Annotated in this window: 9 protein-coding genes, 2 rRNA genes and 1 pseudogene (1 of these 12 cut by a window edge); 9 read left to right on the plus strand and 3 right to left on the minus strand. The window is 30.5% G+C overall.

Going from position 1 to position 12,599, the window contains the following annotated elements; all coding sequences use genetic code 11:
• Both D2A34_RS20270 and rrf read left to right on the plus strand, forming a co-directional pair.
• Nucleotides 1-121 (plus strand): 16S ribosomal RNA (locus D2A34_RS20270) (it extends 1,426 nt beyond the left edge of the window).
• 263 nt (nt 122-384) lie between these two features.
• Nucleotides 385-501 (plus strand): 5S ribosomal RNA (gene rrf, locus D2A34_RS20275).
• Between the two features lie 59 nt (nt 502-560).
• Here the strand turns inward: rrf and D2A34_RS27340 are convergent.
• Both D2A34_RS27340 and D2A34_RS27345 read right to left on the minus strand, forming a co-directional pair.
• Nucleotides 561-1,073, minus strand: a complete 513-nt coding sequence (locus tag D2A34_RS27340) for a helix-turn-helix transcriptional regulator (protein WP_243128379.1) — start codon at nt 1,071-1,073, stop codon at nt 561-563.
• Between the two features lie 75 nt (nt 1,074-1,148).
• A pseudogene (locus D2A34_RS27345) lies at nt 1,149-1,361 on the minus strand (cupin domain-containing protein); the annotation flags it as partial.
• Between the two features lie 250 nt (nt 1,362-1,611).
• Here D2A34_RS27345 and D2A34_RS20285 point away from each other — a divergent pair.
• From D2A34_RS20285 to helD, 5 genes are all read left to right on the plus strand, one after another.
• Nucleotides 1,612-3,006 (plus strand): MATE family efflux transporter, encoded by a 1,395-nt coding sequence (locus tag D2A34_RS20285; RefSeq protein WP_119367809.1) that lies wholly within the window; start codon nt 1,612-1,614, stop codon nt 3,004-3,006.
• A 178-nt stretch (nt 3,007-3,184) separates the two neighbouring features.
• Nucleotides 3,185-4,819, plus strand: coding sequence for a tetratricopeptide repeat protein (locus tag D2A34_RS20290; RefSeq protein WP_079442410.1), 1,635 nt, complete (start codon nt 3,185-3,187; stop codon nt 4,817-4,819).
• A 299-nt stretch (nt 4,820-5,118) separates the two neighbouring features.
• Nucleotides 5,119-5,889, plus strand: a complete 771-nt coding sequence (locus D2A34_RS20295) for a J domain-containing protein (protein ID WP_079440396.1) — start codon at nt 5,119-5,121, stop codon at nt 5,887-5,889.
• Between the two features lie 24 nt (nt 5,890-5,913).
• Entirely contained in the window at nt 5,914-6,876 is a 963-nt protein-coding gene (locus tag D2A34_RS20300; protein WP_119367810.1) for a tRNA dihydrouridine synthase, read from the plus strand.
• Nucleotides 6,877-7,307: 431 nt separating this feature from the next.
• Nucleotides 7,308-9,545: an RNA polymerase recycling motor HelD gene (gene helD / locus D2A34_RS20305; protein WP_119367811.1), complete on the plus strand. Its 2,238-nt coding sequence runs from the start codon at nt 7,308-7,310 to the stop codon at nt 9,543-9,545.
• Between the two features lie 97 nt (nt 9,546-9,642).
• Here the strand turns inward: helD and D2A34_RS26880 are convergent, their stop codons facing one another.
• On the minus strand, nt 9,643-9,807 hold the full coding sequence (locus D2A34_RS26880; protein ID WP_169896796.1) for a hypothetical protein: 165 nt from the start codon (nt 9,805-9,807) through the stop codon (nt 9,643-9,645).
• 450 nt (nt 9,808-10,257) lie between these two features.
• On the opposite strand from D2A34_RS26880, the gene D2A34_RS20310 reads away from it, so the two are divergent.
• Nucleotides 10,258-11,502 carry an ammonium transporter gene (locus D2A34_RS20310; protein WP_079440399.1) on the plus strand — a complete coding sequence of 415 codons (1,245 nt, stop codon included), beginning with the start codon at nt 10,258-10,260 and terminating at the stop codon, nt 11,500-11,502.
• Between the two features lie 318 nt (nt 11,503-11,820).
• Nucleotides 11,821-12,450: an ankyrin repeat domain-containing protein gene (locus tag D2A34_RS20315; RefSeq protein WP_079440400.1), complete on the plus strand. Its 630-nt coding sequence runs from the start codon at nt 11,821-11,823 to the stop codon at nt 12,448-12,450.
• The last annotated feature ends 149 nt before the right edge of the window (nt 12,451-12,599 follow it).

Here is a 12,599-nt window from a genome sequence, read left to right on the forward strand (position 1 = left end):
CAATACCCAAAGTTCGTGAGCTAACGCGAAAGCGAGGCAGCGACCTAAGGTAGGGTCAGCGATTGGGGTGAAGTCGTAACAAGGTAGCCGTAGGAGAACCTGCGGCTGGATCACCTCCTTTCTATGGAGAAATCTAGTTAACATTATGATTAACTAGTACAAATACATCATTGTATGTATTAAAATATAAAATACTTACTCAAAGGTTACTTAAGTATTTATTCTGTTTAATTTTGAAAGAACAATTTTCTTTCAAGTATGTGAATACTGAAAACCAAATTAATAGTTCGAATTAAAGTTTCTTTTTAAAGGAAACACTAACTCACATTCGTTCGTTGGTGTACAGTTCATTAGACAAAATCAGAGATTTGGAATGAACTAGCATCTCGTGATGATGGCATAGAGGTAACACTCCTTCCCATTCCGAACAGGAAAGTTAAGGTCTATAGCGCCGATGGTACTGCATGGGAGACTGTGTGGCAGAGTAGGACGTTGCGAGGTAATTAGGAAAGATAGTCGTAGGACTATCTTTTTTTGTTTGTTATAAATTATAAATAGAATTAAGGATTGGATAATGTGATTCTAAACTTAGTTGGAGTAAGGGACGTGAGCTCTTTAAAAATCCTATTAAAATTTCTCTGACTTTCAAATCCACACTCCAAAGCTATTACTGTGATTGGAAGATCTGTTTCACTAAGCAGCTTTTGAGCTTTATTTATTCGTAGTCTGTTTACATAATCATTAAACTGGAAGCCGATTTTGTTGGAAAAGATTCTTGAGAGATAGAATTTACTGAAGCCTAAATCTTTAGCTATACTTTCTAATGAAATTTTTTCTTGGTAATGAACCTCGATGTATTTAAGCAGGTTTTGAATTGTAATGTTATAAAAATGACTGCTATTCTTTAGGGTAAAATGAGGCTCAAGTTTTCCGAGTATTGTATACAAAAGGCCTTTAACAACATATTTGTTATTATATTTTATGAATTCATCATGTAGCATATATAAAAGGGAGCTTACTCCCTCATCAATGGTAGCCTTGTACATAAAGGGATTTTCCAATGTCTTATCCATTCGTGTACCAAAAAAACTGCCAGTAAGGTCAGGGGAGAAAATAAATAGCAAGATTTTTGAGAATTCTTCATTATTAAAACTATGTATATCATTAGGAAAGCACACGGAAGCCTCGCCTACGCTAAGGGAGCGTGAAAAATCGTTTATTGTGACTTCTATGGAGCCTTCAATAACATATACTATCTCTACATATGGATGTAGATGGGGTGGAAAAGTGAAATTGTCCAAAATTTTCGAACTAAAAAAATTTTGGTCTCCAGATTTATTTGCTTCGAAAAAAGGGTACATAAAGACCTCCGATTATTTTATATATCTATTAATACATGGAAAGCAATAAAATATTACATAGAGTCAAAGAAAATATTAGCCTTAAAAGTTTTGGTGGAAGACAGAATGTAATATGCTTTTTGAATTCAATAGAATATAAAAAATATAACATGTACTGCAATATATGTCCATATTGTGTTAATATTTTACTAGCCTAATTTGCTAAATACATGTAGTATTGAAGAAAACAAAAGAGGGAGAGTTTTTAATTATGTCAATAAAATACATACATGATATGACAAAAGGGAATGAAGTTTCCCATATTATAAAGTTTACTTGGCCGATGCTTATCGGTAATGTATTTCAACAATTTTATAACTTAATTGATTCTATTGTAGTAGGAAAGTATGTTGGTGCTAATGCTTTAGCAGCAGTAGGTGCTTGTGGTTCGTTAAGCTTTCTTTTTTTCTCAGTATGCCTTGGATTATCAGTTGGAATAGGTATTATTATCTCACAATATTTTGGTGCTAAGAAAGAAGAACAAGTAAAAAGAGCTATAGCTAATTCAGCTTATGTAATTGGAGCATCAGGGATAATTATGAGTATAATAGGAGTTGTTTTTGCACGTCAGGTTTTGCAGCTTTTAAATACGCCGCCTGAAATTTTAAATGATTCCGTAGCATTTTTAAGAATAGCATCAGGAGGAATGATAGCAGTAGGGTCTTATAATGCTATAGCCGCTATACTTAGAGCTTTAGGAGATTCAACAACACCTCTTATTTTTTTAATTGTTTCTTGTGCAGTTAATGTTGTTTTGGATTTGATTTTAGTTTTAAAATTTGGATTTGGTGTATCAGGTACGGCTTTTGCTACAGTCATTTCTCAGGCATGTGCTGCTTTGGGGTGCTTAACCTTTGCATTGCTTAAGAACCCATACTTCAAATTAAAAAAAGAACACTGGATAATAGACAAGTCAATTATTACTAAATGCATAAAGATAGGTGTTCCTGTAGCAGCGCAGAATTCATTGATTGCAGTGTCTCTAGTGGCATTGCAGAGCGTTGTAAATGGTTTTGGGGAGACAGCCATTGCGGCATTTACTGCCACCAGCAGGGTTGAGCAGCTAATACAACAGCCTTTCAATTCTTTAGGTGCTGCTATGTCCACATTTGCAGGTCAGAATATGGGGGCTAATAAACTTGATAGAGTTAAAAAGGGATACCATAAAAGCATTTTAATAGTAGCTGGGTTTAGTATGCTAGCACTTTTGGCAGCACAATTTGGTGGACATGCTATTATGGAAGTATTTGTTACAGATGAAGCTGTAATAAATCTTGGTGAAAAGGCAATAAAGATTACTAGCTGTGCGTATTTCTCTCTTGGAATGATTTATGTTACTAGAGGAGTTTTAAATGGTACAGGAGATGCATTTTATGCTATGATTAATGGTTTTGTGGAAGTAATCGGAAGAGTCGGATTTTCAAGTAGCCTTGCTATGATTCCTTTTTTAGGCGTTTGGAGCCTATGGTTAACTAGTGGACTTACTTGGACTATTACAGCTATAGCAAGTGTGATACGGTACAGGCAGGGTAAGTGGCAAGAAAAATCATTAGTTAAACCCGCTGAGAAGACTTTGGATTATGGAAAATGTGCAGAGGGCAAATAGAGAAATATAATAATAAGATTAAGAGAGTTTTGAAATTAAGATTATGAAGAGAACTACGTTTTTACGTAGTTCTTTTATTATGCTAAATGCCTATACATAATGTAATTACAATAGTATAATCAGTTTGTTAATGATATTTTAGTTGAAATTGATGTACTACACTTAGGGAGGAATTATTTTGTCAGAAAAAAATAAAAAATATAGTATTACCAGGATTTCTAATTCAAAAGTCAATGAGAGTCAAGGTGCTATAGTTGAGGCTGAAAAGCCATTATCACAGTCCATGTTGTGGAAATTACAAACGGAGTTTTTTGCAAATCAAGGGCCAGAGGCGTGGATTAAAGGGATTGTACCTCAATATATAACAACAAATCCCTATATTGCAAACCAATATGCTAAAACTGTCTTTGGATACTTACGAGATTATGTTGCAAGGGAAGATACAGATAAAGATACTGTTATATACATAATGGAGCTTGCAGCAGGGGTAGGAAGATTTACCTATACTTTTCTAAAAAGATTTTTACATATGATTGAAAATTCTTCTCTAAAAGGGATAAAGTTTAAATATATAGTAACAGATTTTGCTGAGAGAAATATTGAATATTGGCAAAGCCACAGTTTTTTAAAGCCTTATTTTGAATCAGGAGTACTTGACTGTGCAACATTTGACATAGCTAATGATGAAGAGATTAGGCTTAGACATAGCGGTGAAGTTCTATCAAGTGGTAAAATGAAAAATCCTTTAATTTTATTTGCTAATTATACTTTTGATAGTCTTCCTCAAGATACTTTTTACGTTAACGATGGGAAAATTTATGAAGGCTTAATTACAATAACTTCTCCAGAAGAAAAAGGTGATCCTAATGATAAATCAATCTTAGCAGGTTTGGATTATTATTACACAGATGAACAAATTGAGGGCAATGACTATTACGAAGATAATAATTTTAATAATGTTCTGATGCATTATAAATATTCATTGGAGGATACAGCCTTTTACATGCCTATAATTGGATTAAGATGTATCTCAAGATTAAGAAAGTTATTTAACGATGACGTAATATTAATATCTGCTGACAAAGGTTATAAAAATGAAGAAGCTATGCATAAAAACTATCACCCATACTTATCGAAACATGGATGTATTTCAATGACAGTAAACTTCCATGCTATAGAGTTATATTTTAAGGAGCTCGGCGGAAAAGCCATACATAGCATATATGAACATGAAAATATAAATGTATCGCTGTTTTTATTAAGTAAGAATGATAAGGATCTTATAGAGACTTCAATGGCTTATAACGAAGTTATTGAAACCATAGGACCAGATGATTTCTATATTATGAAAAAAGCAGTTATGCCTTTAAGTAAATCTTTAACTACCAAAGAACTTTTGACATTCTTAAGATTTACGGTATGGGATTCAAGAACCTTACTTGAATTATATAATATATTACTTGAAAGAATACCAAATGAAGAAGACTTCCCCAAAGATGAATTTATTGATGCTATCAACAAAGTTTGGGAGTATTATTTCCCAATTGGTGAAGAAGGAGATTTAGGATATCATTTTGGTTCAATATTAGGATATCTAGGTCATGATGAGGATGCTCTGAAATTCTTTGAATCATCCTTAGAATTTTATGGTGAATGTCCTGAAACGAATTATGAAATTGCACTTTGTTATTATAATCTTGAGCAAATTGATAAAGCACTCGAGTATGCAGAAAAATCTATTGCTTTAGATCCAGACTTTGAAGAAGGTAAGAATTTAAAAGGTATGATTGAGGATATATTAAACGCGCAGTAGAATTTTGATTTTATAATTATTTTTTAAGTAAATAGAAACAATAAAAACTTTATAAGAAAATAATAAGGATAATCGCTTTAAAGTATTATAAAAGCACTTTAAGGTGATTTTTCTATGTGTTAACATAAGAAATAGATCAAGTTTTATTGTAGAATATAATAGAGTAAAAATATAGGTGTGAAAATTAAGGACATTTTATAAATTATTTTTAATTTTCAGTGTAAGAATTTAAGAATTAATAGAATTTAACTAAGGAAATAAATAGTATATTACCTAATTAGTTTTAATGGAGAGAAGAAATGACAGATTATTATAAAATATTGGGTGTAGAACAAAATGCATCAAAAGAAGAAATAAAAGTAGCTTATGAAAAGCAAGTAGAAAAATTAAAAAAAGAAGTAGTTAATGAGAAACGACTTAATCAATTTTTAAATATTTTTGATGAGGCATATGAAGCCTTGAGTAGTTTAGAGCAAAATCAATTAACTGACGAAAACAAAACATTAATTATAAATCCACAAGAAGTTCAAAAAGTACTAGAGGGTGATGATAAAAGTAAAAATTATATTGATGGAGTTAATTCAAAAAGAAAAGGAAGAACTTCTAATAGAAAAAAGAATAATTTCACTGAAAAAGTAGTTCCACAAAATAAAGAAAAGAAAAATGTATATAAGAAAAATAAATTTAATGATAAAAAAGAAGAACAGGTAAGGAAGCAAAAATCAGTTGAAGAAAGATCTAAAAGTAATACTAAATCAACAATAAATTTAATTATGCTGCCATTTAAGATATTGCTTTTGCCATTAATAGCTGTCTTAACAGTAGTGATAGCATTATTACAGATTATAAATATAATTTCATGGATAGCAACTAAATTATTAATCGTTGGGTCAATATCTGCAGGAGCGATACACTTATATCAGGTTAAGTTAGGACAACCTATGAATTACAATATATTGATTTTAGCAGCTTCAGTATTAATAGCATCGTTCTTTTTACCTTATATCTTAAAATTTGTATTAAAAGCATTACAAACATTAAATAATGTCTTAAAAGATTTTGTTTTTTAAATTATTTATTAAAGGGGTTACTAAATGAAATATTACTTAGCACCAATGGAAGGAATAACTGGATACGTATATAGAAACTCATATAGGAGATTTTTTAATAATATTGATAAATATTTTACACCTTTTATTGTTCCAAATGAAAGCAAAAATCTTAATACTAAAGAGTTCAAAGATGTTTTGCCTGAAAATAATAAAGGAATTAATATAATACCTCAAATACTTACTAACGATTCAAAAGGTTTTATTACCACTTCTAGAAAATTACAAAAGTTAGGTTATAATGAGGTGAATTTAAATTTAGGCTGCCCTGCTGGAATAGTTGTTTCGAAAAATAGAGGGTCAGGATTTTTAGCCAAAAGAGAAGAACTGGATATGTTTTTGGATGAAATATTTAAAATAGATGATATGAAAATTTCTATAAAAACTAGAATAGGAAAAGATAGACCAGAAGAATTTTATAAGTTGATAAAAATTTACAATAAATATCCTATAGAAGAATTAATTATTCATCCAAGGACACAAAAAGATTTTTATGGAAATAAACCTAATTTAAAAGTATTTAAGGATGCATTGTCTTTAAGCACCAATCCAGTATGTTATAATGGTGATATTTTCACTGCTTACGATCATAATGATTTAATAAAAACTTTTCCAGAAGTAAAGACAATAATGAGTGGAAGAGGTATACTAGCAAATCCAGGATTAATAGATACGATAAAAAATAATACTAATATGGATAAAAAAGTATTAAAAGATTTTCATGATGAGATTTTAAATAATTATATAAATTTATTTAATGAAGATATATTTGCAATGAATAGAATGAAAGAACTATTTGGGTATATGAGTTACATTTTTTCAGACAATAAAAAATATATTAAAAGAATAAAAAGTGCACAAAATATAGGTGAATATAATGAAGCTGTCTTAAGCTTGTTTACAGAACAGGAAATCATAAACGGGGCTGGGCTATTTTCTAGTCCATAGTACATAGGCTTTTCTTTTATAAAAAGCACTATTAAGAGTAATAAGAGAATGTAATAAAATAATTTTATATTATTTGTGAGCTTTAAAAGTTTTGCTCAGATCTATTTAGAGGCCCATGAAAATCTAAATTTTAGATTTTTGTGGGTCTTAGTTTATGGTATAGAGAATGGTTATATCTATAATCTAAAAAATGATTTTGTTTTTTGATTTGGATATGATGAAGCTAATATATAACAAAAAAGACATTTGTATGATGACAAATGTCTTTACTATTGACACAATAAAATAAAAACGATACAATAAGTTAGATATCGCTTTTGTACATTGTATAATAAAATATCTCTAATTATATTATACACCTTCGAAAAAGCAATGTCAACAGAGTTTGAAAATAATTTTACTGAATTATTAATTATAAGGAGTGAAATATTATGAACAATAATGACTTTGAATGGAAATTTGAACATGAATGGCTGCAGGAGGTGCTTAAAGAAGCTCAAAAACAATTTGAAGAAAAGCGTAATTCTAGAGAAAAGTTTAGGCGTGACACAATTGAAATGCAAAGAGAGTTATGGGAAAATGTAGGCTCCGTTTCTATAGGTAATGGATTAGAACAGGTTGTAGACTTTATGCAGTCTATTAATGCTATGAAAATACAAAAGAGAAGCCATGAGTTCACAAGAAAGCTTGAGGAAAAATACGAAAGAGTACTTTTGTCACCTTATTTTGCAAGAATGGATTTTAATGAAAAAGGAGAGGATAGGGCTGAAAAGTGTTATATAGGAATATCAAATCTTATTAATGATAATTTTGATTTTTTGGTATATGACTGGAGAGCACCAATTTCCAGCATGTTTTATGATTACGAAATTGGAGAAGCGGAGTATAAATGTCCTGAAGGAACAGTAGAGGGGAAACTTACACTAAAAAGGCAGTATAAAATTAATAATGGTAAAATTGAGTATATGTTCGACAGCAATCTTAAGATAGACGATGAAGTATTACAGGATATGTTGAGTAAAAGTACCGATAATAAGATGAAGGCCATTGTAACAACTATACAGAGAGAGCAAAATAAAGTAATTCGTAATGAGGAGTATAAAAATCTGATTGTTCAGGGACCTGCTGGAAGCGGAAAAACCTCTGTAGCTCTTCATAGAATTGCCTATCTTTTATATAAATATCGAGAGAAAATAACGCCTCAAAATATAGTAATATTCTCTCCCAATGATATTTTCAATGAGTACATTTCGAGTGTATTACCTGAACTTGGAGAGGATAATATGTCACAGACTACCTTTAAGGAATATATGGACAAAGCCTTAGGCAGTCAATTTAATAAGGAAAACTATAGCGAAATGATGGAATATATTTTAGGGTCAAAGAAGGAAGCAGACTATGAAATAAGAAGGAACAATATAAAATTTAAAGCTTCAATGGAGTTTATAGAACTTTTAAAGGGATATGTAAACGTCCAGGAAAAAAGTAATAGGAACTTTAAAAATATTTTATTTAGAGGAAGTTTAGTAATTTCTTCACAGGCTTTAGAAAAACTGTTTTTCAAAGATTATGTGCAGCTTCCACTTAAAAGGAGATTTGAAAAGATAAGGGAGAGAATTTTATTTCTTTTAAAACCTCATGAAGAACAACGAATAAAAGAAGTGGCTGATGAGCTTAAGAATTCAGGTTCTTATTTAGATAAATCTGAAGTCATGGAACACAGTAAAGCTAGGGTAAGAGATGAACTTAAAGATACTTATTATGAAATAAATAAAATTACACAGTTCGATTTATTGTTTATTTATAAAAAGCTATTTGAGAAGCTGGAATTTTTCTTGAGAGATTTAAATATCTCATATAATGAGAGGGAAATTAGAGGGATAAGAAACTATACCTTAGAAAAATTAAATAATCGAATGCTCAATTATGAGGATCAGATCTCTCTTCTATATCTAAAAGGGGCACTTGGCGACCTTCCAAAAACATCTGAAATTAAATACGTTATTATTGATGAGGCTCAAGATTATTCACCACTGCAGTATGAAATTTTTTATCAGCTTTTTAACCATGCTAGTATGACCATGCTGGGGGATTTAAATCAATCTATAAACCCATTCATGAATGTAGGAGATTATAAAAATATCTCTCACATATTTACTGAAGATAATACCTGCATAATAAATTTAACTAAAAGCTATAGATCCACAATGGAAATTACTAAGTTTTCAAGAAGACTTCTTAATAAAGAGCTTTCAGTTGAATGTGTAGAAAGAAGTGGAGATGAGCCGTTGCTCATTGGATTTACAGATAGAGAAGCTATAAAAGAAAGACTCATTGAGGATGTAAAGAGATATAAGAAGAAAAAATATAAATCCATTGGTATCATAACAAGGACTGCAAAAGAAGCAACTGAGGTATACAATTTCTTAAAAGATAAGATTAAGGTTAGAGCAATAATGAAGGATGATGATGAATATGTAAGTGATACATTAGTGATCCCTGCTTATCTTGCTAAAGGATTAGAATTTGATGTAGTGCTTATATATAATGCAGGAGATGAAAATTACAGTTGTGAAGAGGAGAGACTTTTGCTTTATACTGCTTGCACCAGAGCACTTCATGTTTTATGTGTATACTACTGCGGAAAGAGGACATTATTGCTTAAATAAAATCATTGAATTTAGAGTTATAATATTAAGGCAAAATTAAAAAAATAATAGACCAAAGATGCAAGCAAACTGTGGTCTATTATTTTCTTTCGGTACCTTAATTACCAAATCTATTAAAATGTTGACTTTTAACTCCCTGTTGCTTTACAGACTTATGTTTTGCATTAGGATTATGGTTATGACCTTCTTCGGTTATTGGAGTTTGATAATTACATTTTTCCATTCTCGCTGTTTTATTATCTGGTTGACTATCCTTTGCCATTAAAATACCTCCTTAGCATAGCATTTTTACAGAATTAGTTTGTACAGTACTATATAAATTATCCACTTATATTTAAAATCTATGTAATAAATAAAAGAGAATGGTGTTAATCTAAAATTTCATATAATGGACATCCTTATGAGAATAAAATAATCATTTGTTTTTTTTCATGTAAAAGATGTTGACAAAATTCTATTTGGATAATATACTATGAAATATGAACGACGGTGTTCGACAAAGATACTTAAAAAAGTATATTTTTCGGATGCCGCTTTTTTTATGAAAAAAATTTATCATAGTTGTAAATGAGTTCAGTAAAAAGAATTTTCAAACTTATTTTTAGGTAATGCGCAGTTACTTTTAAATCAATATTAATTTAAAATAGATAAAACTATATGTGAAAAACTAGAATTTTGTTTAAAGATTTTATATATCTAAGGAGGCTTTTTAATGGAAATTAATTTTGGTGATAGCAGTTTCATGTTGATTTGTTCAGCACTAGTACTTTTAATGACACCAGGACTTGCATTCTTTTATGGTGGAATGGTTCGTAGGAAAAATGCTTTAAATACATTAATGTCCTCATTCTTTGTATGTGGACTAGCATCAATAATGTGGGTTTTAGTAGGTTATTCATTGTCTTTTGGTAATGATTTTCACGGGATAATAGGTGGTCTTAATTTCTTAGGATTTAATGGAGTAGGAGCGGAACCTTCAGCATATGCACCTACTATACCTCAAGAGCTTTTTGCGGCATTTCAAATGATGTTTGCAATAATTACTCCAGCACTTATAACGGGTGCTTTGGTAGAAAGAATAAAGTTTTCAGCATTATTCATATTTGTAGCTGTGTGGTCACTTTTAGTATATTATCCAATGGCTCATATGGTATGGGGTGCTGGTGGATTAATTGGTTCTTTAGGAGCAGTTGACTTTGCTGGGGGAAATGTAGTTCATATAAGTTCAGGTATTTCAGGACTTGTAGCTTGTATTATGTTAGGAAAGAGACGTGGACATGGGATGATGTCATATAGACCTCATAACATACCATTTGTAGTTCTTGGAGCAGCATTACTTTGGTTTGGATGGTTTGGATTTAATGCAGGTAGTGCATTAAATGCCGGTCCACTTGCGGTACACGCATTTATGACAACAAATACTGCAGCAGCAGCAGCTATGCTTTCATGGATGTTAATCGAAAAAGTAAAACATGGTAAGCCAACAGTACTTGGAGCAGCAACAGGTGCAGTAGTAGGGTTAGTCGCAATTACACCAGGAGCGGGTTTTGTTCCACTTTGGGCATCGATTATAATGGGTGCATTAGTATCTCCAATTTGTTTCTTCTCTGTGGAAAAAGTAAAAGTTAAGTTTGGATATGATGATGCACTTGACGCTTTTGGATGTCATGGAATCGGTGGAATTTGGGGTGGTATTGCAACTGGGATTTTTGGACAAACTGCAATTAATCCTGTAGCACAATGGAATGGTCTTTTCTACGGAGATGTTAAACTTTTTATTGCACAAATAATAAGTATTGTAATAACAATAATATTTGCAGGTGGTATGACTTTCTTAATTATAAAAGTTATGAAAATGTTTATGGATATTAGAGTTGACAAAGCAGAAGAAGCTGATGGACTTGATTTAGCTGAACATGGTGAACAAGCCTACCCAGCATTTAATGGATTAGACTAGAGAAAGTACATAATTAGAGTTATTAGCTATAAAGCCTACGAAAATTTAGAATTTGGATTTTCGTAGGTTTATTTAATTTAATATTTCATAGGAATTAATAAATACATAACTTTGAAAGATTCGTGGAATGGATGGTAAAATGTATAGAATAATTACAAAGAAGAAAGTATAATAATTAAAGACATGTAGGTAAATTTAAAATGATTAATTAAGACACAAGGCATAATTATGAAAAAGTATACCTAAGATGCCGTAGGCATATAAGGTCTATTATTTTCATCCATGTGCCGAATAGTGATTTATTTGGAGGTAACTATCATGAAACTTCATGAGATTTTGTTTGGTTCAAAACCAAAATCTATTTCAAGAATAATAAAAGAAGGGGATTTGGATGAACTTAAAAATTTTATAGTAAATGGCGGAAATGTTAATGAAAAATATGAGAATAAAAGCCTGCTTCATTTTGCAATAGATAACTGTGAAAAAAATTATTTTGAGGTAATAGAACTTTTAATCAATAATGGTGCTGATATTAATAGTAATCAAAGCTTTTTGAAAGAAATACCACTACATAGAGTGTGCGCAAGAGTGAAACCTAAAATGGATGCTGTTACATTACTATTAGAGAAAGGGTCTGATGTAAATGCTGAAAATATATCAGGTAAGACTCCTATTTTTTATTGTAATTTCAGCTATTCTTTAGATCTTTTTAATCTTCTAGTTAGATATGGCGCAGATATCAAGCATACTGATAAATATAACAATACTCTTTTGCATGATGATTATTTAAATTGCACTGATGAAGATGTTTTTGAAGAGTTTTTAAAAGTCGTTATATCTTTTGGCCTAGACATAAATTTAAAAAATAATGTAGGTCATACACCATTGTATTTATGCAAAAATAAGAAAGCTGAAAATGTATTAATAAAATATGGAGCAAAAGTGTAATTTGATTTTGTGCCGTTAGATACAGATAAATATAAAAAGTATCTAGCGGTATTTTTTTATGTTTTTGTTGCAACTTTTGATGAAATTTCTACGATTATAATTCAGTATAGTGGTTAATATATTAATGAAAAGAAATTATAATTAAGGGA

The organism is Clostridium chromiireducens, assembly GCF_003575225.1.
GTDB lineage: Bacteria > Bacillota > Clostridia > Clostridiales > Clostridiaceae > Clostridium > Clostridium chromiireducens.

Coding starts and splice junctions, on each gene's coding strand:
- D2A34_RS27340 (WP_243128379.1), bottom strand. CDS start 1,073: ATGGATAAGACATTGGAAAATCCCTTTATGTACAAGGCTACCATTGAT.
- D2A34_RS20285 (WP_119367809.1), top strand. CDS start 1,612: ATGTCAATAAAATACATACATGATATGACAAAAGGGAATGAAGTTTCC.
- D2A34_RS20295 (WP_079440396.1), top strand. CDS start 5,119: ATGACAGATTATTATAAAATATTGGGTGTAGAACAAAATGCATCAAAA.
- D2A34_RS20300 (WP_119367810.1), top strand. CDS start 5,914: ATGAAATATTACTTAGCACCAATGGAAGGAATAACTGGATACGTATAT.
- helD (WP_119367811.1), top strand. CDS start 7,308: ATGAACAATAATGACTTTGAATGGAAATTTGAACATGAATGGCTGCAG.
- D2A34_RS26880 (WP_169896796.1), bottom strand. CDS start 9,807: ATGGCAAAGGATAGTCAACCAGATAATAAAACAGCGAGAATGGAAAAA.
- D2A34_RS20310 (WP_079440399.1), top strand. CDS start 10,258: ATGGAAATTAATTTTGGTGATAGCAGTTTCATGTTGATTTGTTCAGCA.
- D2A34_RS20315 (WP_079440400.1), top strand. CDS start 11,821: ATGAAACTTCATGAGATTTTGTTTGGTTCAAAACCAAAATCTATTTCA.